The following is a 22,686-nucleotide window of genomic DNA, read 5'->3' as shown; positions in this document are numbered from 1 at the left end:
CGGGACGGCTGCAATCAAGCGGCCAGCGGCGTGACGACGACCGTCGCGCGGTTGCTTGCACCCTTGGTGGTGAAGCTGACATGGCCATCGACCAGCGCGAACAGCGTGTGGTCCTTGCCGATGCCGACGTTCACGCCGGGGTGGAAGCGCGTGCCGCGCTGGCGCACGATGATCGAACCGGCGGAGATCAGTTCGCCGCCGTAAGCCTTGACGCCCAGCATCTTGGGCTTGGAGTCGCGGCCGTTCCGGGTGGAACCGCCGCCTTTTTTCTGTGCCATGAGTTAGCTCCTAGAAATTAGCGAAAGACGGCTGGAGTCAGCCATTGACCGCGCTGATTTCCAGCTCGGTGTAGTTCTGGCGGTGGCCCTGGCTCTTCTTGTAGTGCTTGCGACGGCGCATCTTGAAGATGCGGACCTTGTCGTGCTTGCCATGGCTGACGACCTTGGCGCTGACGGTGGCGCCAGCGACCAGCGGAGCGCCGACCGTCAGGCCGTCGCCGCTGCCCACGGCCAGCACCTGGTCCAGCGTGACCTCGGCGCCCACTTCCGCGTCGAGCAACTCGACCTTGATCTTTTCGCCGGCAGCAACCTTGTACTGCTTGCCGCCGGTCTTGATGACTGCGTACATCTTCATCCTTCCGCACCGAAAGGTGCATTCACCCGGCTCCAGCGGCCGGCGGAGCGCTCTCAAGGAGTTGGCCCGCACACCCGCCCTCGTCGGGCCTTTTTGTGAGTTTTGGCTCTCTCCACAACCCGTGTCCGCCCCGGCACCGCCAGAACGCACGAATTGCAAAGAGCCCGCGAGTATACCCGCAGATCCTCCCTGAAGGCAACCGCGCGGCCTGCCCCGGCGGAACGGCCCGAGGCGGGCCCGCGCCCGGTGTCGCCGGAGCGCGGCGGATGCCGTTTCTATAATCCGCGGATTCCTAGCCTGAGAGTCCAGAGTGCGCGTCGAGACTGCCTCGCCCCCACCCCAAGTTGCCGAGGCCCTGGCCCTGCTGGCCGCCGAAATGGCCCAGGTCGACGCCGTCATCGCCCAGCGCCTGAGCTCGGAAGTGGCGCTGATCGACCAGATCGCCCACTACATCGTGCATGCCGGCGGCAAGCGCATGCGCCCCAAGCTCGTGCTGCTGTTCGCGAATGCGCTCGGCTTCGACAGCGCGGCCCGCTTCGAGCTCGCGGCCGTCGTCGAGTTCATCCACACCGCGACGCTGCTGCACGACGACGTCGTCGACGAGTCCTCGCTGCGCCGCGGCAAGCCGACGGCGAACGCGCTGTTCGGCAACGCCGCCAGCGTGCTGGTCGGCGACTTCCTGTACTCGCGCGCCTTCCAGATGATGGTGTCGGTGGACCGCATGCGCGTGCTGGAGGTGCTGGCCGAGGCCACCAACGTCATCGCCGAGGGTGAGGTCCTGCAGCTGATGAACATGCACGACCCGGACATCAGCGTCGAGAGCTATCTGCGCGTGATCCGCTTCAAGACCGCCAAGCTCTTCGAAGCCAGTGCCCGGCTCGGCGCCGTGCTGGCCCAGGCGGCGCCCGAGGTCGAGGAAGCCTGCGCCGCCTACGGCCGCGCGCTGGGCACGGCCTTCCAGCTCATCGACGACGTGCTCGACTACGAGGGCGACGCCCACGAGCTCGGCAAGAACATCGGCGACGACCTGCGCGAAGGCAAGACGACGCTGCCGCTGCTGATCGCGATGGAGCGCGCCACGCCCGAACAGCGCGCGCTGCTGCGCCACGCCATCGAGGAAGGCGAGCAGGAGAAGCTGCAGGAGATCGTCGCCATCGTGCGCTCGACCGGCGCGCTGGAATCGACGCGCGAGGCGGCGCGCACCGAGGCAAGGCACGCCGCCGACTGCCTCAAGCTGCTGCCTCGCAACAAGTGGACGGAATCTCTGCTAGAATTCGCAATTCAGTCGGTTGAGCGCCACTCCTAGTGACGCTCGGCAGAAGACATCGGGGTGTAGCTTAGCCTGGTAGAGCGCTACGTTCGGGACGTAGAGGCCGGAGGTTCGAATCCTCTCACCCCGACCAGGATTTCCTTGTGTATCAAGAACGTACGAAGCCCCTGACGCAGGGGCTTTTGTATTTCCGGCCGGCCCTGCCTGCAGATCGCTGACCGTCGGCCGGCGTGGGCGGGCGCCTCGTTCAGGGAGCGGGCGCCGTGGTCATCTGCAGGACGACGCGGCGGTTGAAGGCGTGGCAGGCCTCGCTTTCCGCCGGACCCAGCCCCTCGCATTTCCGGGCCTGCGCGCGAGCCCCTTCCGAGTGGACGGTGAGGCGCATCGACGACCACTGCGGCGCCTCCGCGCTGAGCCACGACCGCACCGCGTCTCGCACGGCCTCTGCCCGCTCGCGGGCCAGGTCCTCGTTCGTGCCGTTTTGACGCCTGCGGGGGTCGGCGTGCCCCACGATGTGCATCCGCACCGCGGTTTCGGCGGGCTGGCCGCCGCGGGCCCTGTTGTCGCTCAGCGAGTCCTTCAGCGCGGCCAGTTGCTGCGCCAGGTCTTGCGCCGCGTCCCGGCCCAGCGAGGCCGAATTGCTGTCGAAGTGCAACCCGTTCAGTTCCAGGCAGTGGAGATGGCTCCCGGTCGTCACGACCAGCCCGCCGTTCTCGAGCGGAACGCGCACGCCGCGCCAGCCGAGCAGCTGAAAGAGCTGCTCGTAGGGCGACGTCTGGAAACGCGGCCGGCGCGAGCCCGAGTAGTGCCGCGGATCGGTCGGTTCGGACCACAGCTCCACCAGGCCCGTGTTGCCCAGCGTGTGCCACAGCACCCGGACGTTGGTCAGCGTGGCGCTGCCGTCCGCATGGCGGCAGGCCTGCAGCGGCAACCCCTGCTGCGCCGCCGCGCGCTCGAGCCGTTGCAGGTTCGCGGCCGACACGTCGATGGTGGCGCCGGGAACGTTCAACGCCACCATCTGGAAGGCCTTCGCCACGCCCGTGTCGCCGTTGAAGGCGGGCAGGAAGAGCGCGACAAGCGCCGAAACCACCAGGGCCGCCGCCATGACCATCCACCCGGCCCGCGCCCAGCCCGGCGTGACCCGCCCGCCGCGGGCGACCGCCACCAGGAAGCCCGCGGCGCAGAAGCTCCCGATCAGCCCGAACACGACGACGACCATCGCGTTGGTGAAGGCCACGAGCAACGCCGACATCAACGCTGCCGCCCACAGCATCCAGGCCGTGCCGAGGCCTCCGGCCACCCTGTCGGCGGTGGTTCGCGGCGCGCCCGCCCCCTGGCCAGGCGCCCGGCAGAGTTGCTGGATGTGATCCCAACCCCACGCCAGCGCGCCGGCGGCCAGGCCGTTCAGCGCGAGCAGGCCCCCCGCTCGCCAGCCCTGGGCCGAGAGCGCCTGCAGGTACACCCAAGGCATGCCCACGGTGTAGGCGGCGACGGCGGCCATGAAGGCAGGAACCCTCAGCTTCTGCCGGCGCGTCAGATGCGCCGTGGTGGCACCCGCCGCGGCGCTCGCCACGAGGAAATTCATCTGCGCCCCCACCAGCACCGCCCCGGCGACGACGATCAGCAGCGCCAGGAACCCCAGGGCCAGCGCCAGCGCCGCGAGCAGGAAGGCGTCGGCCAGATTGACGCCGGTGACGACATGCTGCGCCGCGCCGAGGTAGGCGGCCAGCGCGAGGAAGCCGACGAAGAGGGCGAACCGGGTGAACGCCGTCATCGCGGCCATCAGCAGGTCGAGGCCGTCCTTCACGCCGGCGGGCCGCTCCCGCGTTGCCGCCTTGCGCCGGCTGCGCAGGCGCGCGATCAGTGCGTCGTTCTTCGGCATGATGGTTCTCCGGCTGTTGGCCTGATCGGTGACGGCCCGGTGACATCGCCTGCCCGTCGGCGAGGGTCGCACCCTGGAGCGTGACATCCCGCAGCGTCGAGGCGGCGGGCCCGAACGAGAAATGCGCCACGCCGCGGCGCGGCAATCTGCCGGCTTCGCGGGCGGCCCGCGCCTTGGTCGGCTGGCACAATCGCGCGACCTCATCACGCCCGTCGCAGACACCAACCGCCGTGGAAACCCCGCTCGCCGAGCCGCTCCAGTCGTCCCTGTCGGGGGTCGCGCGCATGCTCGTGCATGCCGGCAAGCTGCAGGGCAAGGCGGCCGAGGAGCTCGTCAAGCAGGCGCGCGAGAAGAAGACCAGTTTCGTCAACGCGGTGATCGCCGGCGGCCAGGTGTCGCCGTCCGACCTGGCGCACACGCTGTCCAGCGCGCTGGCGCTGCCGCTGCTGGACCTGGCCGCGATGGACCCGCAGCGCATGCCGCGCGACATCATCGACGCGAAACTGGCCCAGCAGTACCAGGTCGTGGCGCTGTCCCGGCGCGGCAACCGGCTGTTCGTCGGCGGCGCTGACCCGACGGACCTGGAGGTCATCGAGCGCATCAAGTTCGCCACGCAGCTGCAGCCCGAGTGGGTCATCGTCGAGCACGACAAGCTGGCCCAGCTGCTCGGCAGCATCGGCACCAGCGCGGCCGAGACGCTGGAGGCCATCTCGGGCGGCGAGTTCGATTTCGACATCGCCGAGGAAGACGCGACGCCGCAGCAGGAGGCCGCCGAGCTGGCCGACGTGGAGGACGCGCCGGTCGTGCGCTTCCTGCAGAAGATGCTGGTGGACGCGATCAACCTGCGCGCGTCCGACCTGCACTTCGAGCCCTACGAGTTCCACTACCGCGTGCGCTTCCGCGTCGACGGCGAGCTGCGCGAGATCACGCAGCCGCCGATCGCGATCAAGGACAAGCTGGCCTCGCGCATCAAGGTCATTTCGCGGCTGGACATCGCCGAGCGCCGCGTGCCGCAGGACGGGCGCATGAAGCTGAAGTTCGGCGCCAAGAGCATCGACTTCCGCGTCAGCACGCTGCCGACGCTGTTCGGCGAGAAGATCGTCATCCGCATCCTGGACTCGTCCTCGGCCAAGCTCGGCATCGACGCGCTGGGCTACGAGAAGATCGAGAAGGAGCGGCTGCTCGCCGCCATCTACCGCCCCTACGGCATGGTGCTGGTGACCGGCCCGACGGGCTCGGGCAAGACGGTGTCGCTCTACACCTGCCTCAACATCCTGAACCAGCCGGGCGTCAACATCTCGACCGTGGAGGATCCGGCCGAAATCAACCTGCCGGGCATCAACCAGGTCAACGTCAACGACAAGGCGGGGCTGAACTTCTCGGCCGCGCTGAAGTCCTTCCTGCGCCAGGACCCGGACATCATCATGGTCGGCGAAATCCGCGACCTGGAGACGGCCGACATCGCCATCAAGGCCGCGCAGACCGGTCACATGGTCATGTCCACGCTGCACACCAACGACGCGCCCAAGACGCTGACGCGGTTGCTGAACATGGGCGTCGCGCCGTTCAACATCGCCTCCAGCGTGCTGCTGATCACCGCGCAGCGCCTGGTGCGCCGGCTGTGCGAGAACTGCAAGCAGCCGGCCGACTACCCGCACGACGCGCTGCTGAAGGCCGGCTTCACGGAGGAGGACTTCGACGGCAGCTGGAAGCCCTACCGCGCCGTCGGCTGCGGCAACTGCACCAACGGCTACCGCGGCCGCGTGGGCCTGTACCAGGTCATGCCGATCACGGAGGACATCCAGCGCATCATCCTGGCCGAAGGCACGGCGATGGACATCGCCGAGCAGGCGCGCAGGGAGGGCGTGCGCGACCTGCGCCAGTCCGGCCTGGTCAAGGTGCGGGCCGGGGTGACGACGCTGGAAGAAATCCTGTCCGCCACCAACGAATAGATCTGACTCGAGGAGAGCGCATGGCCACTGCCACCGCAGCAGCAAAGGGCGTCAAGGACTTCGTCTTCGAGTGGGAGGGCAAGGACCGCAACGGCAAGATCGTCAAGGGCGAGCTGCGCGCGGGCGGCGAGGCCATGGTCAGCGCGACGCTGCGCCGCCAGGGCATCCTCGTCAACAAGGTCAAGAAGCGCCGCGTCAGCGGCGGCTCGGCGATCAAGCAGAAGGACATCGCCGTCTTCACGCGCCAGCTGGCGACGATGATGCGGGCCGGCGTGCCGCTGCTGCAGTCCTTCGACATCGTCGCGCGCGGCGCCAGCAACCCGCGGCTCACCCGGCTGCTGACCGACATCCGCCAGGACGTGGAGACCGGCACCAGCCTGTCCTCGGCCTTCCGCAAGCACCCGATGTATTTCGACGCGCTGTACTGCAACCTCGTCGAGGCCGGCGAGGCCGGCGGCATCCTGGAGGCGCTGCTGGACCGCCTGGCCATCTACCAGGAAAAGACGGTCGCGCTGAAGAACAAGATCAAGTCGGCGCTGACCTACCCGATCGCCGTGATGGTCGTGGCCTTCATCGTCGTGGCGGTGATCATGATCTTCGTCGTGCCGTCGTTCGAGGACGTGTTCAAGTCCTTCGGCGCCGACCTGCCCGCGCCGACGCTGATGGTCATCGCCATGTCCAAGTTCTTCGTCAGCTACTGGTGGGCGATCTTCCTGGCCGTCGGCGGCGGCGCCTACTTCTTCATCCAGAGCTGGAAGCGCTCGGAGAAGATGCAGAAGCGCATGGACCGGCTGCTGCTGAAGATCCCGGTATTCGGCGACCTGATGTACAAGTCCGCCGTCGCGCGCTGGACGCGCACGCTGTCGACGATGTTCGCGGCCGGCGTGCCGCTGGTCGAGGCGCTGGACTCGGTCGGCGGCGCCTCGGGCAACGCGGTGTTCCAGGAGGCCACCGAGCAGATCCAGCGCGACGTGTCCACCGGCGCCGCGCTGACCACGTCCATGCAGGTCACCAACATCTTCCCGACCATGGTGCTGCAGATGGCGTCCATCGGCGAGGAGTCCGGCTCGCTGGACCACATGCTGGCCAAGGCCGCCGAGTTCTACGAGGACGAGGTGGACGAGGCCGTCAAAGGTCTGTCCGCGCTGATGGAGCCCTTCATCATCGTCATCCTCGGCGGCCTGATCGGCGGCATCGTCGTCTCGATGTACCTGCCGATCTTCAAGCTGGGCGCCGTCGTCTGACCCCTTTCGCCGCCGCAGCCGCGGCGGATGCCGCCGCTTTCCCGCCGCCACCACCATGCCCCTCGCCGCCATCGACTGGTCCCTCTGGCTGTCTCCCTGGGTGCTGGGCCTGCTGGGCCTGTGCATCGGCAGCTTCCTGAACGTCGTCGTCCACCGCCTACCGCTGATGCTGGAGCGGCAGTGGCTGCACGAGTCCGCCGCGCAGCTGACCGACGCCGCCGCGATGGCGCGCGTGGCCGGCGTGCCGGCCGCCGAGGCCGACAAGCTGGCCCGGGCCGTGGACGCCTACGGCACGAAGATCGAGGCGCTGCCGCCGCTGGGCCTGGCCACGCCGCGCTCGCGCTGCCCGCACTGCGGCCACGTGCTGCGCTGGCACGAGAACCTGCCGCTCGCCGGCTGGCTGCGCCTGGGCGGCAGGTGCGCGGCGTGCAAGGCGCCGATCTCCAGGCGCTATCCGCTGGTCGAACTCGCCACCGGCCTCGCGTTCGCGGCGCTGTCCTGGCGCTTCGGCGCGCAGCCGGCGACGCTGCTGTGGTGCGGCTTCGTGGCGGCGCTGATCGCGCTGGCGCTGATCGACTGGGACACCACGCTGCTGCCCGACGCCATCAACCAGCCGCTGCTGTGGGCCGGCCTGCTGGCCGCGCTGCTGGGCTGGACGATCCCGCTCGACCAGGCGCTCACCGGCGCGCTGGCGGGCTACCTGTCGCTGTGGTCGGTCTACTGGCTCTTCAAGCTCGCCACCGGCAAGGAGGGCATGGGCTACGGCGACTTCAAGCTGCTGGCCGCGCTGGGCGCCTGGCTGGGCTGGCAGATGATCCTGCCCATCGTGCTCGGCGCGTCGGCGATCGGCGCCGTCGCCGGCCTCGTCATGAAGATGAACGCCGGCCTGCGCGAGGGCCGCTACGTGCCCTTCGGCCCCTTCCTCGCGGGCGGCGGGCTGGTGGCGCTGTTCGCCGGCCCGCAGGCCGTGCTGGGCTGGCTGGGCTGGTGAGATGCGCATCGGCCTGACCGGCGGCATCGGCAGCGGCAAGAGCACGGTCGCCGGCTTCCTGCGCGAGGCCGGCGCCGCCATCGTCGACACCGACGCGATCTCCCGCGCGCTGACGCTGCCCGGCGGCGCGGCCATGCCGGCCATCCGCGAGCAGTTCGGCGCCGATTTCGTCACACCCGATGGCGCGCTGGACCGCGACCGCATGCGCGCCCTCGCCTTCTCGGACGCCGGCGCCAAGCGGCGGCTCGAAGCCATCCTGCACCCGCTGATCACCGCGCAGGCGTTGGCCGAGGCGGATGCCGCCGATGCCGCCCGCGCGCCGCTGGTGGTGCTGGACGTGCCGCTGCTCGTCGAGTCCGGCCGCTGGCGGGCCCGCCTGGCGCGCGTGCTCGTGGTCGACTGCGCGGCCGGCACGCAGGTCGAGCGCGTGCTGCGCCGCCCGGGCTGGACGCGCGAGCGCATCGCCGGCGTGCTGGCCGCGCAGGCCACGCGCGAGGCGCGCCGCGCCGCCGCCGACGCCGTCATCTTCAACGACGGCCTGCCGCTGGCCGCGCTCAGGAACGAGGCGCTCAGCCTGGCCGCACGCTGGGGCTGTGAAACAATGGCCATGCCCTGACTGAAGCCTGCGCCGTGGTCCTGTACGAGTACCCGTTCAACGAGAGCATCCGCACGATGCTGCGCCTCGAACACCTGTTCGACCGCCTTGGCGCGCTGATGGCGCGCGAGACCGCGCTGGACCACCATTTCGCGCTGGTCACGCTGTTCGAGATCCTCGACGTCGCGTCGCGCGCCGACCTGAAGAGCGACCTGCTGAAGGAACTGGACAAGCACAAGGCGCAGTTCAACGGCTACCGCGGCAGCCCGGGCCTGGACGAGAGCCGGCTGGACGAGGTCATCGCCCGCATCGACGGCGCCTTCCAGCGGCTCAACGCGCTCAGCGGCAAGACCGGCGCGGCGCTGACCGGCAACGACTGGCTGATGAGCATCCGCAGCCGCATCGGCATCCCGGGCGGCACCTGCGAGTTCGACCTGCCGGCCTACTACCACTGGCAGCAGCTGCTGCCGGTGCGCCGCCGCAAGGATCTGATGGGCTGGACCCAGACGCTGATGCCCATGGCCGAGGCCCTGCAGGTGCTGCTGGGGCTGCTGCGCGACACCGGTAGCCCGCACAAGGTCGCCGCCACGGCGGGCCAGTTCCAGCAGAGCCTGCCGGCCGGCCGCGTCTACCAGCTGCTGCGCATGCGCATCGACCCCAGCCTGGGCCTGATCCCGGAGATCTCCGGCCACCGGCTGCTGGTGGCCATCCGCCTGATGCGCCAGGACGAGGAAGGCCGGCTCAAGCTCGCCCCGGAAGACGCCAGCTTCGAGCTGACGCTGTGCACATGAGCGCGGGCATGAAGACCAATGCGCAGGGCGAGCGCCTGGTGCGCTGCCCGCAGTGCGGCGGCGACAGCGTGTTCGCGCCCCGCAACCAGTGGCGGCCGTTCTGCAGCGAGCGCTGCCGGCAGATCGACCTGGGCGCCTGGGCCAGCGAGAGCTTCCGCGTGCCGGCCACGCCGCCGCAGGACCCGGACGAGCAGCCCGAGCCCGGTCAGCTCATGCACTGAGCAAGCCGCGCGCCACCAGCTCCCGCCGCGCGCCCGCGGCATCGGTGAACAGCAGGGCCTGCCAGCCCAGCGCCCGGGCCGCCTCGACGTTGGCCGGGTGGTCGTCCAGGAACAGCAGCTCCTCGGGCCGCGCGCCGAACTGCCGCGCGGCCAGCTCGTAGATCGCCGCGCCGGGCTTGCTCTGCTTGACCCGGCCCGAGAACACGCCGCCGTCGAACCAGCGCTGCAGCGGGAAGCTGCGCTCCAGGTGGTCGGCATAGGGCTCGGGCATGTTGGAGAGGTAGTGCAGCCGGCGCCCGGCGGCGCGCAGCGCCTCGATCAGCGCCACCGTGTCGGTGCGCAGGGCCAGCTCGCCGGGCACCGCGTCGGCCACCTGCTGCACCTCGTGGCGCGGCCAGCCGGTGCGCGCGGCGATGCGGTCCAGCGTCTCGGCCATGCCGATCAGCCCCTGGTCGAAGGCGCCCCAGTCGCCGCCGTAGTTCTGGAAGAACTCGCGCGCCACCGCCTCGCCGGCCTGCGCATCGGGCACGCGGTGCGGCCAGACGCGCGCGAGGAAGCTGGCCGGGTGCCAGCGGAACAGCACGCCGCCGAAGTCGAAGACGACCCTCATGCCGCCAGCCGCGCCAGCAGGCCGGCGGTGGAGCCGTCCAGCCCGGCCGTGTCGCCGCGCTCCAGGCGCGGCAGCAGCTGGTTGCACAGCGCCTTGCCCAGCTCGACGCCCCACTGGTCGAAGCTGTTGATGCCCCACAGCGCGCCGGTGACGAACACGCGGTGCTCGTACAGCGCGATCAGCGCGCCCAGCGAGCGCGGCGTCAGCGCGCCCAGCAGCAGCGTCGTGCTCGGGCGGTTGCCGGGGAAGCTGCGGTGCCGGGCCAGCACCTCGCGGTCCAGCGTGGCGGACGCGGTGGGCGCCGTCTCCGCCAGCGCCTCGGCGGCCGTCTTGCCCTGCATCAGCGCCTGGCTCTGCGCCAGGCAGTTGGCGAGCAGCTTGCGGTGCTGGTCGGCCAGCTTCGCGGCCAGTTCGCCGCTGGCGCCGTGCTGGGGGCGCTTGACGGCGATGAACTCGACCGGGATCACGTCCGTGCCCTGGTGCAGCATCTGGAAATAGGCGTGCTGGCCGTTGGTGCCGGCCTCGCCCCAGACGATCGGCGAGGTGCCGAACGGCAGCGGGTTGCCGTCCAGGTCCACGCCCTTGCCGTTGCTCTCCATCTCCAGCTGCTGCAGGTAGGCCGGCAGCCGGCGCAGGCCCTGGTGGTAGGGCGCGACGCTGCGGCTGGTGAAGCCGTGGAAGTTGCGGTACCAGACGTCGATCAGGCCCAGCAGCACCGGCAGGTTCTGCGCCAGCGGCGTGGACGCGAAGTGCCGGTCCATCGCATGCGCGCCGGCCAGCAGCGCGCGGAAGTGGTCGGCGCCGATGGCGATCGCGATCGGCAGGCCGATGACCGACCACAGCGAGTAGCGGCCGCCCACCCAGTCCCAGAAGCCGAACGCGGTGTCGATGCCGAAGGCCGCGGCCGCCGCCGTGTTGCTGCTGGTGGCGACGAAGTGGCGCGCCACGTCCGTGCCGCCCGCGGCCAGGAACCAGGCCTTGGCGGCCTGTGCGTTGGCCAGCGTCTCCTGCGTCGTGAAGGTCTTGGAGGCGATGACGAACAGCGTGCTTGCCGCATCCAGGCCCGCCAGCACCGGCGCGATGTCGTGGCCATCGACGTTGGAGACGAAGTGCAGCCGCAGGTCGCGGCGGCCGAAGGCCTGCAGCGCCTGCACCACCATGGCCGGGCCCAGGTCGCTGCCGCCGATGCCGATGTGGACCACGTCGGTGATCGCGCCGCGCTCGCCCCGGCGCACGCCCTCGGCGAAGGCCAGCATCGCGTCCAGCGCGGCCTGCACCTCGGCGTTGAACGGCGCGCCGCTGCCGGCCGGCGCCCGCAGCGCGGTGTGCAGTACCGCGCGGCCCTCGGTGGTGTTGACCGGGTCGCCGCGCAGCAGCGCGTCGCGGCGGGCTTCCAGGCCGCAGTCGCGCGCCAGCGTCAGCAGCAGCGCGAGCGTGGCCGCGTCGACGCGGTTCTTGGACAGGTCGGCGAACACCTCGGGCGCCTCGAAGGACAGCGCCGCGAAGCGCCCGGCGTCGGCCGCGAAGGCCTCGCGGAGGTCGAAGCCCCGGCCGCTCGCGGCGTAGTGCGCCTGCAGCGCGGCCCAGGCGGGAGACTGGTCGCAGCGCATGCTCAGGCCTCCTGGATCAGGCGGTCGAGCTTGCCGGCGTCGACGGCGAACAACCGGATGCCCTCGGCCAGCTTCTCGGTGGCCATCGCGTCCTCGTTGAGCGCGAAGCGGAAGCCGGCCTCGTCCAGCTGCACGGCCGGCATCGCCGGCGCCTTGGCCGGGTCCAGCACGCGCTCCAGCACCGCGTCGGTGGCCTGCAGCTGCGCCAGCAGGTCGGGGCTGATGGTCAGCAGGTCGCAGCCGGCCAGCGCCTGGATCTGGCCGATGTTGCGGAAGCTCGCGCCCATCACCTCGGTCGGGATGCCGTGCTGCTTGAAGTAGCCGTAGATCTGCGTCACCGACTTCACGCCGGGGTCGTTCACGCCGGCCATCGCGGCCTCGTCCCAGGCGGGGCCGGCGGCCTTCTTGTACCAGTCGTAGATGCGGCCGACGAAGGGCGAGATCAGCCGCACCCCGGCCGCGCCGCAGGCCACCGCCTGGCAGAACGCGAACAGCAGCGTCAGGTTGCAGTGGATGCCCTCGCGCTCCAGCTCGGCGGCGGCCTGGATGCCTTCCCAGGTGGCGGCCAGCTTGATCAGCACCCGCCCGCGCGGGATGCCGGCGGCCTCGTACAGCGCGATCAGGCGGCGCGCGCGCGCCAGCGACGCGGGCTTGTCGAAGGACAGGCGCGCATCCACCTCGGTGGACACACGGCCCGGCACCACCTTCAGGATCTCCAGGCCGAAACGCACCAGCACCTGGTCCACGATCTCGTCCAGCGGCCGGCCGCGGTGGGCCGCGACGGTCTCCTTCAGCAGCGGCGCGTAGTCGGGCGACTGCACGGCCTTCAGGATCAGCGACGGGTTGGTCGTCGCGTCGCGCGGCGCGAACTGCGCGAGCTGCAGGAAGTTGCCGGTATCGGCCACCACGGTGGTCACGGCTTTGAGCTGGTCGAGTTGGTTCATGGGCGGTCCGTGTTCGGGCCAGGCGGATTGACCCGGTGAAGAAACTGCTGCATAGTATTTCACGAAACTTAGTTACACAACGGCTGCCGCTCCGCTGGGAGCGCCGGCTGGGAGACCCCGCAGATGTCCTTCGATCTCGTGTTCTTTGGCGGCACCGGCGACCTGACGTGGCGCAAGCTCATGCCCGCGCTGTTCCAGGCCTTCCGGCACGGCAAGCTGCCCGAGGGCGGCCGCATTCTCGCCGTCGCGCGCGACGACCAGTCCGACGAGCGCTACCGCGAGTGGCTGAAGGAGCGCTTCCGCGAGGTGGACGGCGCCAAGCGGCCCAGCGACGAGGAGTTCGAGCGCTTCGCGGCGCTGCTGCACTACAAGCGCATGGACCTGTCCCAGCCCGATCACTACCAGGGCCTGAAGGACTGGCTGGACGCGCGCAACGCCGACACCGTGGTGCTCTACCTGGCCACCAGCCCGCACCTGTTCACCGGCATCTGCCAGCAGCTGGGCGCCGTGGGCCTGAACCACGACAAGGTGCGCGTGGTGCTGGAGAAGCCGCTGGGCCACGACCTGGCCAGCGCGCAGGAGATCAACCGCGCGGTGCGCGCCGTGTTCGCCGAGGCCCAGGCCTTCCGCATCGACCACTACCTCGGCAAGCCCTCGGTGCAGAACCTGATGGCGCTGCGCTTCGGCAATGCGCTGTTCGAGCCGCTGTGGCGGCGCGAGAGCATCGCCAACATCCAGATCACGCTGGCCGAGCGCCTGGGCGTGGGCACGCGCGGCGCCTTCTACGACGGCACCGGCGCGCTGCGCGACATGATCCAGAACCATGCGCTGCAGCTGCTGACGATGATCGCGATGGAGCCGCCCCCGGCCAACGACGCCGACGCCATCCGCGACGAGAAGCTCAAGGTGCTGCGCTCGCTGAAGCCCTTCACGGCCGAGAGCGTGGCGCGCGACGTGGTGCGCGGCCAGTACCGCGCCGGCAGCATCGACGGCGCGGCCGTGCCGGGCTACCTGGACGAGGTGAAGGTGCCGCCCGAGAGCCGCTGCGAGACCTTCGTCGCGCTGCGCACCGAGGTCAACAACTGGCGCTGGGCCGGCGTGCCCTTCTACCTGCGCACCGGCAAGCGGCTGGCCGAGCGGGACGCGCAGATCGTCGTCAACTTCCGCCCCGTGCCGCACAAGATCTTCCCCGGCGGCGGCCAACCCAACCGGCTGGTCATCAAGCTGCAGCCCGAGGACGGCCTGGAGCTGCAGCTGCTGGCGCAGAAGGGCACCGGCCAGGGCGAGCAGCTGACGCCGGTGTCGCTGGACCTGGACTTCGACAAGGCCTTCGCCACGCAGCGCGTCGGCGCCTACGAGCGGCTGCTGCTGGACGCGATCGCCGGCCGGCTGAACCTGTTCGTGCGCAGCGACGAGCAGGAGCAGGCCTGGCGCTGGGTGGAGCCCATCCTGAACGCCTGGAGCGCCGACGCGACCGGCCCGCGGCCCTATGCCGCCGGCTCCTGGGGCCCGGCGGCTGCGAGCGCGCTGGTGGCGCGCGACGGCTTCTCCTGGGCCGAAGAGCAATGAGCATCCTGGAGCGCGTGAAGGCGGCGCTGCCCGCGCTGCCGCCGGCCGAGCAGCGCGTCGCCAAGCTGCTGCTGGCCGATGCGCGCAGCTTCGCCAGCCTGCCGGTCAGCGAGCTGGCGGACCGCTCGCACGTGTCCAAGCCGACGGTCGTGCGCTTCTGCCGCAGCGTCGGCTACGACGGCCTGGCGGACTTCAAGCTCAAGCTCGCCGGCAGCGTCAACGAAGGCGTGCCCTTCGTGCACCGCGCGGTGGACGAGGACGACAAGCCGGCCGACGTCATCGTCAAGGTCGTGGACAACGCGGTCGCCGCGCTGCTGCACTACCGCAACGACGCGGCCGGCCACGCCTTCGAGCGCGCCATCGACGCGCTGGCCGACGCGGCCCGCCACGGCCGGCGCATCGAGTTCTACGGCGTCGGCAACTCCGGCATCGTCGCGCAGGACGCGCAGCACAAGTTCTTCCGCCTGGGCGTCAACACCGTCGCCACCAGCGACGGCCATGTGCAGCTGATGAGCGCCACCATGCTGCAGCCGGGCGACTGCGCCGTCATCATCAGCAACTCCGGCCGCAGCCGCGACCTGCTGGACGCCGCCGAGATCGCGCGCAAGAAGGGCGCGACCATCATCATCATCACGGCCAGCGCCTCGCCGCTGGCGCAGCTGGCGCTGGGCCCCGCGCAGATCCTGCTGGCGGTGGACCACCCGGAAGACTACGACCGCTACAGCCCCATGGTGTCGCGGCTGCTGCACCTGATCGCGGTGGACATCCTGACCACCGGCGTGGCGCTGAAGCTGGGCCCGCACCTGCGGCCGGCGCTGCAGGAGATCAAGAAGAACCTGCGCGCCAAGCGCTACGCCGGCTGATCAGCGGATCAGGCCGCCACGGCGGGCTGCGGCGGCCACAGCAGTTCCGCGACGCCGTAGACGCGCGCCAGCTCGCGCAGCTTCTCGGGCGCGTCCAGCAGCTTGAGCGTGGCACCCTGCTCCAGGCACTGCCGCGACGCGGACAGCAGCAGGCTCAGCGCCGACGAGTCGAAATCCGTCAGCCCGGCGGCCGACAGCCGCACCTCGCGGCCGGCCGCGGCCAGCACCTGCGCGGCCTCGGCGCGCAGCGCGGGCGACATCTGCGCCCAGGCGGCGCGGGCGCCGTCCAGGCGCAGCCGCGCGGGCAGCTTCAGGCCGCTGTTCAAGGTGTCAGCCCTTGGCGGCCGGCGCGCCGGCCTTGGCGTTCTTGTCGGCCAGGCTCTTGATCAGGCCGTCGATGCCGTTGGCGCCGATCTCCTGCGCGAAGCTGTTGCGGTACTGGTCCGCCAGCCAGATGCCGAGCACGTTGACGTCGTAGATCTTCCACGCCTCGCCGGCCTTCTCGAGCCGGTAGTCGAGCTGGATGGGGTCGCCCTTGCCGCGGATCTCGGTGCGCACGACGACCTCGGTGTCGGTCGGCTGCGCGCGCAGCGGCCGCAGGCCGATGGTCTGGTCCTTCACCTGCGTCAGCGCGCCGGCATAGGTGCGCACCAGCAGGGTCTTGAACTCGGCCTGCAGCTTCTGCTGCTGCTCCGGCGTGGCCTGGCGCCAGAAGCGGCCGACGGCGGACGCCGTCATGCGCTGGAAGTTGATGTGCGGCATCACCTTGGCATCCACCAGGGCGATGATCTTGGCGATGTTGCCGGCCTGGATGTCCTTGTCGGACTTGACCGTGTTCAGGACTTCGACGGACAGCTCGCGGATCAGCTGGTCCGGGGCGGCGGCCGTGGCCGCCTGGGCGCCGTGTACGAGGCCCAGGCCGAGGGTGGTCACCGCCAGCAGGCGGCGCAGGGAGGTCAGCAGGGTCATGGTGTCGCTTTCTGAGGAACAGGGACCGGCACTCAACGCGCCAGCCCCGGTTTTGGTTCACCGCGAGGCGGCGGACGCGGGGGCGGCGGCTTGGCCGGGGGCAGCGGCAGAGGCCGGCGCGGCGGCCGGGGCCGTGCCGCCGCCGTCCAGGCCCAGCACCTCGATCTCGTCGTCATCATCGTCGAAGCTGCCGCGGCGCTGCAGGTAGGCGTCCCGGTAAAAAGTGTATTTGTCCAGCGCGATGCCTTCCAGCATCTCGCCGGCGCGCAGGAAGTTGGCGCGCGTGTTGATGGCGTTCAGCGCCGTGATGGCGACCTTCTTCTCACCGCCGTCGAAGACGACGGCCGGCGAGGCCTGCCAGTCCACCGGCAGCGCCAGCGAGTCGCGCACCGACGACGGGCCGAACACCGGCCAGACGACATAGGCGCCGGTGCCCATGCCCCACTTGCCCAGCGTCTTGCCGAAGTCCTGGCTGTTCTTCTCCAGCCCGGCCTCGGTGGCGATGTCCAGCACGCCAGCCAGGCCCAGCGTGGAGTTCACGGCGAAGCGCATGCCCTGCTCGACGCCGGCCTTGAAGCGGCCCTGCAACAGCAGGTTGGCGGCCGACCACGCGTCGCCGATGTTGCCGAAGAAGTTGTCGATGCCGGTGCGCACCGGCGACGGCACCAGCTCCGAATAGGCGGTGGCCACGGGCTTGAGCACGTTCTCGTCGAGCTTCTCGTTGAAGGCGAAGACCTTGCGGTTCCACTTCTCCCACGGGTCCAGCCGCTGGCCCTTGGAGCCCATCACCTTGTCGACCGCGCGCTCGATGCGCGTGCCGACGCCCTTGACGGTCTGGCAGCCCGCCAGGCCCGCCACCAGCGCCAGCAGCGCCAGCGCGCGCAGCACGCGGCTCAAGGCTTGCCCCCGGTGCTGCCCATGTCGGACGCCTTGCTGTTGATGAACTGGCCGATCAGGTTCTCCAGCACCACGGCGCTCTGCGTCTGGGTGATGACGTCGCCGCCGGCGAGGTTCTTCTCGTCCGCGCCCGGCTCCAGGCCGATGTACTGCTCGCCCAGCAGGCCCGCGGTCAGGATCTTGGCCGAGCTGTCCTTGGGGAACAGCGCGCCCTGCTGCAGGTTGATGACGACCTTGGCCTGGAAGGTCTTGTCGTCGAAGCTGATCGACTGCACCCGGCCGATGACGACGCCGGCGCTCTTCACCGCCGCGCTCGGCTTCAGGCCGCCGATGTTGTCGAAGCGCGCCGTCACCTGGTAGGTGGCGTCGAAATTGAGGCTGAGCAGGTTCCCGGCCTTCAGCGCGAGGAAGAGCAGCGCCGCGCCGCCCACCAGCACGAAGAGGCCCACCCAGGCGTCATGTCGAGAGGCTTGCATGTGTACTCCGGGGCTCCATCAAATCGAAAACATCATCGCCGTCAGCATGAAGTCCAGCGCCAGCACGGCGAGGGAGGACAGCACGACGGTGCGCGTGGTGGCGGCGGACACGCCCTCCGGCGTGGGCTTGCAGGCATAGCCCTGCAGCAGCGCCACGAAGGTGACCGTGACGCCGAACACCAGGCTCTTGACGACGCCGTTGCCGACGTCCGCGAACACGTCCACGCCGCCCTGCATCTGCGACCAGAACGCCCCGGCGTCGATGCCCAGCAGCGGCACCGCCACCAGCCAGCCGCCGATGATGCCGACCGCCGAAAAAACCGCGGCGAGCAGGGGCATGGCGATCAGCCCGCCCCAGAAACGCGGCGCCAGCACGCGCTGCACCGGGTCCACGGCCATCATCTCCATGGCCGTCAGCTGCTCGCCGGCCTTCATCAGGCCGATCTCGGCCGTCAGCGAGGTGCCGGCCCGGCCCGCGAACAGCAGCGCCGTGACCACCGGCCCCAGCTCGCGCGCCAGGCTCAGCGCCACCAGCAGGCCCACGGCCTCGGACGAGCCGTAGCGCTGCAGCGTGTAATAGCCCTGCAGCGCCAGCACGAAGCCGACGAACAGGCCGGACACGCCGATGATCGACAGCGAGCGGTTGCCCAGGTAGAACACCTGCTCGCGCACGAGGACGAAGCGCGTCAGCGCCCGGGGCGAGCGCGCCAGCAGGCTGAAGAACAGCCGCGCCGACGCGCCGATGTCGGCCAGCCTGTGGCGCACCCCGGCGCCGATGCGGGCGGCGAAGGCCATCATGGCGCCACCCCGAAGTCCTCGGCCACCGGCCGGGCCGGCTGGTGGAAGCGCACCGGGCCGTCCGGCTGGGCGCCGACGAACTGGCGCACCAGCGGGTCGTCGCTGTGGCGCAGCTCGTCCGGCGTGCCCTGCGCGACCACGCGGCCGTTGGCGATCATGGCCACCCGGTCGGCGATGCCGAAGGTCTCGTGCAGGTCGTGCGACACGACGACCGTGGTCAGCCCGAGCGCGTCGTTCAGGTCGCGGATCAGCCGCGCGGCGACGCCCAGCGAGATCGGGTCCAGGCCCGCGAAGGGCTCGTCGTACAGCACCAGGTCGGGGTCCAGCGCGATCGCGCGGGCCAGCGCCACGCGGCGCGCCATGCCGCCGGAGATCTCGCTGGGCAGCAGGTCGCGCGCGCCGCGCAGGCCGACGGCGTTGAGCTTCATCAGCACCAGGTCGCGGATCATGGACTCCGGCAGGTCGGTGTGCTCGCGCAGCGGGAAGGCGACGTTCTCGAACACGCTGAGGTCGGTGAACAGCGCGCCGAACTGGAACAGCATGCCCATGCGGCGGCGCACGGCGTACAGGCCGGCGCGGTCCAGCGGCGCCAGGTCCTGGCCGTCGAACAGCACCTGGCCCGAGAGCGGGCGCAGCTGCCGGCCGAGCAGGCGCAGCACGGTGGTCTTGCCGCCGCCGGAGGTGCCGACCAGCGCCAGCACCTGGCCGCGCGGCAGCGTCAGGTTGACGCCGCTCAGCACGACGCGGTCGCCGTAGCCGACGCTGACGTCGCGCAGTTCGATCAGGGGAGCGGTTGCCAAGGGAGTCACGCAGGCGGGCCGGAGGCGGCGGCGGGAGGGGTGGCCGAAAGGGCGCCATGATAGGGGAAACACCGAGACGGCCCGGCCGGGCCCGGCGCCGCGCCCGCCACCGCCGCCGGCTGGGCCGCGAACCGTGGCCGAGTTCACGCTTCGCGCGCCGGCCGCGACCAGCGTTTGCCGCACCGCGACAAGCGGCACACCCCGCCGCCGGGCCGGCTACCAAAATAGCCTTCACCCCCCCGCCGCCCGACGCCGCCATGCCCCTCCTCCTCCGCACCTCCGCCCGCGCCCGGGGCTTCACGCTGGTCGAGCTGATGATCACCGTGGCCATCATCGCCATCCTGTCGGCGATCGCCGTCCCGCAGTACCGCGACTACGTGGTGCGCAGCCGGGTGCCGGACGCGACCTCGCAGCTGGCGACCCGGCAGGTGCAGATCGAGCAGTTCTTCCAGGACAACCGCACCTACGCCGGCGCGCCCGCCTGCGCCCGCGACCAGAGCGCGAGCAAGTACTTCGACTTCTCCTGCGGCGACACCGCCACCGCCACCGCGTTCACGCTGACCGCCACCGGCAAGGACGCGATGAGCGGCTTCTCCTACACGGTCACCCAGTCCGGCGCCAAGGCGACGACGGTGCCCACCGGCTCCGGCTGGACCGGCTCCAGCAGCTGCTGGGTGACGAAGAAGGACGGCACGTGCTGACCGCTTCCGTCCAGCGCGGCATCGGCCTGGTCGAGAGCCTGGTGGTGCTGGTCATCATGGCGCTGCTGCTGGCGCTGGCGGCGCCCAGCTTCTCGACCTGGATCGCGGGCACGCGCGTGCGCGCGACGGCCGAGAGCCTGCTGGCCGGCCTGCAGTACGCGCGCAGCGAGGCGACCACGCGCAACACCCAGGTCCGCTTCCAGCTGACCACCTCGGTGGACGACGGCTGCGCCCTCAGCACCTCCGGCCTGGCCTGGGTGGTGGACATGGTGGACGCGGGCGAAGGCGACTCGGTGGCCGGCCAGTGCGGCACGGCGCCCAGCGACACCGTGGCGCCCAGCATCCTGCAGGTGCGCGCGGCGGCCGAGGCGGGCGGCCGGGTGCAGGTGGCGGCCGGCGCCAGCGAGATCGTCTTCAACGGCCTGGGCCGCCGGGCGCCCACCGGCGGCGCGGCGGCTCCCGCGGCGGTCGCCATCGACGTGGCCCCGGCCGGCGCCGAGCGCCAGTGCGTGGCCGACGGCGGCGGGGTCACCTGCCTGCGCATCCTGGTCTCGCCGGCCGGGCAGGTGCGCCTGTGCAACCCCAGCGCCCCCGAGGGCGACTCGCAGGCCTGCGCATGACCACGCCCGCCCGCCCCGGCCAGCGCGGCGTGCTGCTGCTGGAAGTGCTCGTCGCGCTGCTGATCTTCTCGCTGGGCGTGCTCGGGCTGGTCGGCCTGCAGGCCAGCGCCGCCAAGCAGTCCGGCGAGACCAAGTACCGCGCCGACGCCACGCTGCTGGCCAACGAGCTGCTCGGCCAGATGCGCCTGGCCAGCCGCAGCTTCGCCACCCTGCAGGCGCGCTTCCAGGGCGCCGGCACCGAGGAACCCGACGACCGCGACGGCGCCGACTACACCACCTGGCGCGCCCGCGTCGCGGCGCAGCTGCCCGGCGCGGCGGGCCACCCGCCCATCGTCACACTGACGCAGAACCAGCCGCTGCCGGCCATCGTCAACGGCGCGGCCACCCCGGCCACGGGCCTGAGCGCCAGCACGCTGGTCAGCATCACCGTCCGCTGGAAGGCGCCGAACGCGCCCGCCAGCGAGCCGGTGCACAACATCGTGCTCACCAACGAGATCCGATGATGGCGACGCCCTGCCCCGTTCCCCGCCGCCACCGCCGCCAGCGCGGCTTCAGCCTGGTGGAGCTGATGGTCGGCATCGTCGTCGCGATGGCTGCGGTGCTGGTGGTCACGCAGGTGTTCCGCGTCTCCGAGGGCCAGCGGCGCGCCACCACCGGCACCGACGAGGCGCAGATGACCGGCGCCATCGCGCTGAGCATGCTGCAGCGCGAGCTGCGCCAGGCCGGGCAGGGGCTGATGTCGCCGCGGCTGCTGCTGTGCCAGCTCGACCTCGGCAGCGGCGGCAGCGTGGCGGCGCTGGCGCCCGTCACCATCAACCCCGCCGGCATCCCGGCCGGCGACGCGGGCACCGACGTGCTGATGCTCGCCTACGGCGCCGGCTGGGGCTCGCCCGAGGGCGGGCTGATCGCGCAGCAGCGCGGGCCGGCCACCTATGTGGTGCCGGGCTCGCTGTCCTACCAGCCGGGCGACCGCGTCATCGCCACGCCGGCCCAGCGCGCCACCACCTGCGCGCTGACGCTGACCCGCGTCAACGCCCCGCCGACCACCACCGACGTCACCGTGGCCACCGGCCTCGCGGGCGCCGCCAACGGCGTGCTGTTCAACCTCGGCCGCCAGCCGCGCTTCCTGGTCTACGCGGTGCGCGACAGCCGGCTGACCGTCTGCGACATGATGGCGCAGAGCTGCACCAGCCTGGCCGAGGCGAACTGGACCGAGGTGGCGGCCCACGTCGTCGGCCTGCGCGCCGAGTACGCCCGCGACAGCAGCACGCCGCGCGACGGCCTGGTGGACGGCTACGCCGGCAACGCCACGCTGGCGACGGACTGCGACGTGGCGCGCGTGGTCGGCGTGCGCGTGGCGCTGGTGGCGCGCAACCCCTACCCGGAACGCGCCGACCTGCCGGCCAGTGCGCCGTCCTGGGCCGGCGCGGCCGACCTGACCCCCGCCGGCAGCGACTGGCAGCGCTACCGCTACCGCACCTATGAAACCACGGTGCCGCTGCGCAACGCGCCCGACACCCTCGACCCGGCCTTCGCCTCATGCCCGTGACGCCCTGCCCACCGCCCCGCCAGGCCCGCCAGCGCGGCCTGGTGCTGGTGCTCGCCCTCGTCGTGCTGGCCGCGCTGTCGCTGGCGGCCGTGGGCCTGATGCGCGGCGTGGTCGCCAGCAACCGGGTCGCCGGCAACCTGGCCTTCCAGCAGGGCGCCGTGCAGGCGGCCGACGCCGGCATCGAGCGCGCGGTGGCCTGGCTGGAGCAGCAGTCCGCCGCGACGCTGCCCGCGCCCTCGGCGGCCGCCGAGATCGCCGCCGGCAAGCCGGCGCCGCCGCCCGTGCCGTCCACGCGGCTGGACAACCACCTGCCGCGCGATGGCGACACGATGGACACCATGCGCTACATGGCCACGCGCGGCGACCCGAACTTCAGCCTCGGCCAGACCTGGGAGAGCTACTGGCAGAGCCTGGTGACGGACAACCGCGTCAACGACCTGCCGCGCGACGCCAACGGCAACCAGGTGTCGTTCGCCATCCAGCGCCTGTGCAGCGCCACCGGCCCGGCCCGCAGCGCCCGGTGCGAGGCCTCGCCGGCCCGGACCGGCGGCGAGGGCAACAGCAACAGCAACAGCATCGGCCTCAACACCCCCAGCGCCGTGTACTACCGCATCACCGTGCGGGTGCAGGGGCCGCGCAACGCCACCAGCTTCATCCAGGCCGTCGTCGCCATCTGACGGCCGACGCGCGCCCCCTCCCCT

At 71.3% G+C, this 22,686-nt stretch carries 26 protein-coding genes and 1 tRNA gene; 15 read left to right on the top strand and 12 right to left on the bottom strand.

Going from position 1 to position 22,686, the window contains the following annotated elements; genetic code table 11:
• Window positions 1-14: 14 nt before the first annotated feature.
• A complete protein-coding gene (rpmA, locus tag QM788_RS10075) occupies window positions 15-278 on the bottom strand; it encodes a 50S ribosomal protein L27 (protein WP_415661355.1) in 264 nt (87 codons plus the stop codon).
• Window positions 279-315: 37 nt separating this feature from the next.
• Complete coding sequence (rplU, locus tag QM788_RS10070) at window positions 316-627, bottom strand: 50S ribosomal protein L21 (protein WP_025564359.1); 312 nt, start codon at window positions 625-627, stop codon at window positions 316-318.
• 382 nt (window positions 628-1,009) lie between these two features.
• Here rplU and QM788_RS10065 point away from each other — a divergent pair, with 382 nt between their 5' ends.
• Both QM788_RS10065 and QM788_RS10060 read left to right on the top strand, forming a co-directional pair.
• Window positions 1,010-1,939, top strand: a complete 930-nt coding sequence (locus QM788_RS10065) for a polyprenyl synthetase family protein (RefSeq protein ID WP_415662971.1) — start codon at window positions 1,010-1,012, stop codon at window positions 1,937-1,939.
• A 20-nt stretch (window positions 1,940-1,959) separates the two neighbouring features.
• Window positions 1,960-2,036 (top strand) — tRNA-Pro (locus tag QM788_RS10060).
• 114 nt (window positions 2,037-2,150) lie between these two features.
• On the opposite strand, the gene QM788_RS10055 is transcribed toward QM788_RS10060, so the two are convergent.
• Complete coding sequence (locus tag QM788_RS10055; RefSeq protein ID WP_415661354.1) at window positions 2,151-3,785, bottom strand: hypothetical protein; 1,635 nt, start codon at window positions 3,783-3,785, stop codon at window positions 2,151-2,153.
• A 284-nt stretch (window positions 3,786-4,069) separates the two neighbouring features.
• On the opposite strand from QM788_RS10055, the gene pilB reads away from it, so the two are divergent.
• The 6 genes from pilB to QM788_RS10025 are packed head-to-tail and all read left to right on the top strand — an operon-like array spanning window position 4,070 to window position 9,579.
• Window positions 4,070-5,737: a type IV-A pilus assembly ATPase PilB gene (pilB, locus tag QM788_RS10050; protein WP_415662970.1), complete on the top strand. Its 1,668-nt coding sequence runs from the start codon at window positions 4,070-4,072 to the stop codon at window positions 5,735-5,737.
• Window positions 5,738-5,757: 20 nt separating this feature from the next.
• Window positions 5,758-6,981 carry a type II secretion system F family protein gene (locus tag QM788_RS10045; RefSeq protein WP_415661353.1) on the top strand — a complete coding sequence of 408 codons (1,224 nt, stop codon included), beginning with the start codon at window positions 5,758-5,760 and terminating at the stop codon, window positions 6,979-6,981.
• Between the two features lie 55 nt (window positions 6,982-7,036).
• Window positions 7,037-7,972 carry a prepilin peptidase gene (locus tag QM788_RS10040; RefSeq protein WP_415661352.1) on the top strand — a complete coding sequence of 312 codons (936 nt, stop codon included), beginning with the start codon at window positions 7,037-7,039 and terminating at the stop codon, window positions 7,970-7,972.
• 1 nt (window position 7,973) lies between these two features.
• On the top strand, window positions 7,974-8,588 hold the full coding sequence (coaE, locus tag QM788_RS10035; protein WP_415661351.1) for a dephospho-CoA kinase: 615 nt from the start codon (window positions 7,974-7,976) through the stop codon (window positions 8,586-8,588).
• 14 nt (window positions 8,589-8,602) lie between these two features.
• A complete protein-coding gene (gene zapD / locus QM788_RS10030) occupies window positions 8,603-9,358 on the top strand; it encodes a cell division protein ZapD (RefSeq protein ID WP_415661350.1) in 756 nt (251 codons plus the stop codon).
• The gene (locus QM788_RS10025; protein ID WP_415661349.1) at window positions 9,355-9,579 is read left to right on the top strand and encodes a DNA gyrase inhibitor YacG; all 225 of its coding nucleotides are present in this window, start codon (window positions 9,355-9,357) and stop codon (window positions 9,577-9,579) included. Before zapD ends, QM788_RS10025 begins: the two co-directional genes overlap by 4 nt.
• Here QM788_RS10025 and QM788_RS10020 read toward each other — a convergent pair.
• From QM788_RS10020 to tal, 3 genes are read right to left on the bottom strand one after another with little or no spacing between them, the layout of a single operon-like run.
• Window positions 9,569-10,189 carry an HAD family hydrolase gene (locus QM788_RS10020; RefSeq protein ID WP_415661348.1) on the bottom strand — a complete coding sequence of 207 codons (621 nt, stop codon included), beginning with the start codon at window positions 10,187-10,189 and terminating at the stop codon, window positions 9,569-9,571. The two genes, QM788_RS10025 and QM788_RS10020, sit on opposite strands and share 11 nt — an antisense overlap.
• Window positions 10,186-11,799 (bottom strand): glucose-6-phosphate isomerase, encoded by a 1,614-nt coding sequence (gene pgi, locus QM788_RS10015; RefSeq protein WP_415661347.1) that lies wholly within the window; start codon window positions 11,797-11,799, stop codon window positions 10,186-10,188. The genes QM788_RS10020 and pgi overlap by 4 nt, the downstream gene beginning before the upstream one ends.
• Before the next feature lie 2 nt (window positions 11,800-11,801).
• On the bottom strand, window positions 11,802-12,743 hold the full coding sequence (tal, locus tag QM788_RS10010; protein WP_415661346.1) for a transaldolase: 942 nt from the start codon (window positions 12,741-12,743) through the stop codon (window positions 11,802-11,804).
• Window positions 12,744-12,866: 123 nt separating this feature from the next.
• Here tal and zwf point away from each other — a divergent pair, with 123 nt between their 5' ends.
• Window positions 12,867-14,312 carry a glucose-6-phosphate dehydrogenase gene (gene zwf, locus QM788_RS10005; RefSeq protein WP_415661345.1) on the top strand — a complete coding sequence of 482 codons (1,446 nt, stop codon included), beginning with the start codon at window positions 12,867-12,869 and terminating at the stop codon, window positions 14,310-14,312.
• Window positions 14,313-14,314: 2 nt separating this feature from the next.
• Window positions 14,315-15,175 (top strand): MurR/RpiR family transcriptional regulator, encoded by an 861-nt coding sequence (locus tag QM788_RS10000; protein ID WP_415662969.1) that lies wholly within the window; start codon window positions 14,315-14,317, stop codon window positions 15,173-15,175.
• An 8-nt stretch (window positions 15,176-15,183) separates the two neighbouring features.
• Here the strand turns inward: QM788_RS10000 and QM788_RS09995 are convergent, their stop codons facing one another.
• Genes QM788_RS09995 through QM788_RS09970 form a run of 6 tightly spaced genes read right to left on the bottom strand, consistent with a single transcriptional unit; the run spans window position 15,184 to window position 19,115 of the window.
• Complete coding sequence (locus tag QM788_RS09995) at window positions 15,184-15,501, bottom strand: STAS domain-containing protein (protein ID WP_415661344.1); 318 nt, start codon at window positions 15,499-15,501, stop codon at window positions 15,184-15,186.
• Window positions 15,502-15,505: 4 nt separating this feature from the next.
• The gene (locus QM788_RS09990; protein ID WP_415661343.1) at window positions 15,506-16,144 is read right to left on the bottom strand and encodes an MlaC/ttg2D family ABC transporter substrate-binding protein; all 639 of its coding nucleotides are present in this window, start codon (window positions 16,142-16,144) and stop codon (window positions 15,506-15,508) included.
• A 57-nt stretch (window positions 16,145-16,201) separates the two neighbouring features.
• A complete protein-coding gene (locus QM788_RS09985) occupies window positions 16,202-17,032 on the bottom strand; it encodes a VacJ family lipoprotein (RefSeq protein ID WP_415662968.1) in 831 nt (276 codons plus the stop codon).
• A 5-nt stretch (window positions 17,033-17,037) separates the two neighbouring features.
• Window positions 17,038-17,517: an outer membrane lipid asymmetry maintenance protein MlaD gene (mlaD, locus tag QM788_RS09980; RefSeq protein WP_415661342.1), complete on the bottom strand. Its 480-nt coding sequence runs from the start codon at window positions 17,515-17,517 to the stop codon at window positions 17,038-17,040.
• Window positions 17,518-17,535: 18 nt separating this feature from the next.
• Window positions 17,536-18,315, bottom strand: a complete 780-nt coding sequence (mlaE, locus tag QM788_RS09975) for a lipid asymmetry maintenance ABC transporter permease subunit MlaE (protein WP_415661341.1) — start codon at window positions 18,313-18,315, stop codon at window positions 17,536-17,538.
• On the bottom strand, window positions 18,312-19,115 hold the full coding sequence (locus QM788_RS09970; protein ID WP_415661340.1) for an ABC transporter ATP-binding protein: 804 nt from the start codon (window positions 19,113-19,115) through the stop codon (window positions 18,312-18,314). Before QM788_RS09970 ends, mlaE begins: the two co-directional genes overlap by 4 nt.
• Before the next feature lie 257 nt (window positions 19,116-19,372).
• Here QM788_RS09970 and QM788_RS09965 point away from each other — a divergent pair, with 257 nt between their 5' ends.
• From QM788_RS09965 to QM788_RS09945, 5 genes are read left to right on the top strand one after another with little or no spacing between them, the layout of a single operon-like run.
• Complete coding sequence (locus QM788_RS09965; RefSeq protein ID WP_415661339.1) at window positions 19,373-19,816, top strand: type IV pilin protein; 444 nt, start codon at window positions 19,373-19,375, stop codon at window positions 19,814-19,816.
• The gene (locus QM788_RS09960) at window positions 19,810-20,436 is read left to right on the top strand and encodes a GspH/FimT family pseudopilin (protein ID WP_415661338.1); all 627 of its coding nucleotides are present in this window, start codon (window positions 19,810-19,812) and stop codon (window positions 20,434-20,436) included. Before QM788_RS09965 ends, QM788_RS09960 begins: the two co-directional genes overlap by 7 nt.
• Window positions 20,433-20,939, top strand: coding sequence for a type IV pilus modification protein PilV (gene pilV / locus QM788_RS09955; RefSeq protein WP_415661337.1), 507 nt, complete (start codon window positions 20,433-20,435; stop codon window positions 20,937-20,939). Before QM788_RS09960 ends, pilV begins: the two co-directional genes overlap by 4 nt.
• Window positions 20,936-21,985, top strand: a complete 1,050-nt coding sequence (locus tag QM788_RS09950) for a PilW family protein (RefSeq protein ID WP_415661336.1) — start codon at window positions 20,936-20,938, stop codon at window positions 21,983-21,985. The genes pilV and QM788_RS09950 overlap by 4 nt, the downstream gene beginning before the upstream one ends.
• Complete coding sequence (locus QM788_RS09945; protein ID WP_415661335.1) at window positions 21,976-22,662, top strand: PilX N-terminal domain-containing pilus assembly protein; 687 nt, start codon at window positions 21,976-21,978, stop codon at window positions 22,660-22,662. The genes QM788_RS09950 and QM788_RS09945 overlap by 10 nt, the downstream gene beginning before the upstream one ends.
• Window positions 22,663-22,686: the final 24 nt, after the last annotated feature.

The sequence above is a fragment of the Roseateles sp. genome, from assembly GCF_047654785.1.
Classification (GTDB): Bacteria; Pseudomonadota; Gammaproteobacteria; order Burkholderiales; family Burkholderiaceae_C; genus Pelomonas.
This window is presented reverse-complemented; position numbering and strand designations above follow the sequence as displayed.

Bases quoted from the DNA above. Each gene is read 5' to 3' on its own strand.
- rpmA (WP_415661355.1), bottom strand. From the start codon at position 278: ATGGCACAGAAAAAAGGCGGCGGTTCCACCCGGAACGGCCGCGACTCC.
- rplU (WP_025564359.1), bottom strand. From the start codon at position 627: ATGTACGCAGTCATCAAGACCGGCGGCAAGCAGTACAAGGTTGCTGCC.
- QM788_RS10065 (WP_415662971.1), top strand. From the start codon at position 1,010: ATGGCCCAGGTCGACGCCGTCATCGCCCAGCGCCTGAGCTCGGAAGTG.
- QM788_RS10055 (WP_415661354.1), bottom strand. From the start codon at position 3,785: ATGCCGAAGAACGACGCACTGATCGCGCGCCTGCGCAGCCGGCGCAAG.
- pilB (WP_415662970.1), top strand. From the start codon at position 4,070: ATGCTCGTGCATGCCGGCAAGCTGCAGGGCAAGGCGGCCGAGGAGCTC.
- QM788_RS10045 (WP_415661353.1), top strand. From the start codon at position 5,758: ATGGCCACTGCCACCGCAGCAGCAAAGGGCGTCAAGGACTTCGTCTTC.
- QM788_RS10040 (WP_415661352.1), top strand. From the start codon at position 7,037: ATGCCCCTCGCCGCCATCGACTGGTCCCTCTGGCTGTCTCCCTGGGTG.
- coaE (WP_415661351.1), top strand. From the start codon at position 7,974: ATGCGCATCGGCCTGACCGGCGGCATCGGCAGCGGCAAGAGCACGGTC.
- QM788_RS10025 (WP_415661349.1), top strand. From the start codon at position 9,355: ATGAGCGCGGGCATGAAGACCAATGCGCAGGGCGAGCGCCTGGTGCGC.
- QM788_RS10020 (WP_415661348.1), bottom strand. From the start codon at position 10,189: ATGAGGGTCGTCTTCGACTTCGGCGGCGTGCTGTTCCGCTGGCACCCG.
- pgi (WP_415661347.1), bottom strand. From the start codon at position 11,799: ATGCGCTGCGACCAGTCTCCCGCCTGGGCCGCGCTGCAGGCGCACTAC.
- tal (WP_415661346.1), bottom strand. From the start codon at position 12,743: ATGAACCAACTCGACCAGCTCAAAGCCGTGACCACCGTGGTGGCCGAT.
- zwf (WP_415661345.1), top strand. From the start codon at position 12,867: ATGTCCTTCGATCTCGTGTTCTTTGGCGGCACCGGCGACCTGACGTGG.
- QM788_RS09990 (WP_415661343.1), bottom strand. From the start codon at position 16,144: ATGACCCTGCTGACCTCCCTGCGCCGCCTGCTGGCGGTGACCACCCTC.
- mlaD (WP_415661342.1), bottom strand. From the start codon at position 17,517: ATGCAAGCCTCTCGACATGACGCCTGGGTGGGCCTCTTCGTGCTGGTG.
- mlaE (WP_415661341.1), bottom strand. From the start codon at position 18,315: ATGATGGCCTTCGCCGCCCGCATCGGCGCCGGGGTGCGCCACAGGCTG.
- QM788_RS09965 (WP_415661339.1), top strand. From the start codon at position 19,373: ATGCCCCTCCTCCTCCGCACCTCCGCCCGCGCCCGGGGCTTCACGCTG.
- pilV (WP_415661337.1), top strand. From the start codon at position 20,433: ATGACCACGCCCGCCCGCCCCGGCCAGCGCGGCGTGCTGCTGCTGGAA.
- QM788_RS09950 (WP_415661336.1), top strand. From the start codon at position 20,936: ATGATGGCGACGCCCTGCCCCGTTCCCCGCCGCCACCGCCGCCAGCGC.
- QM788_RS09945 (WP_415661335.1), top strand. From the start codon at position 21,976: ATGCCCGTGACGCCCTGCCCACCGCCCCGCCAGGCCCGCCAGCGCGGC.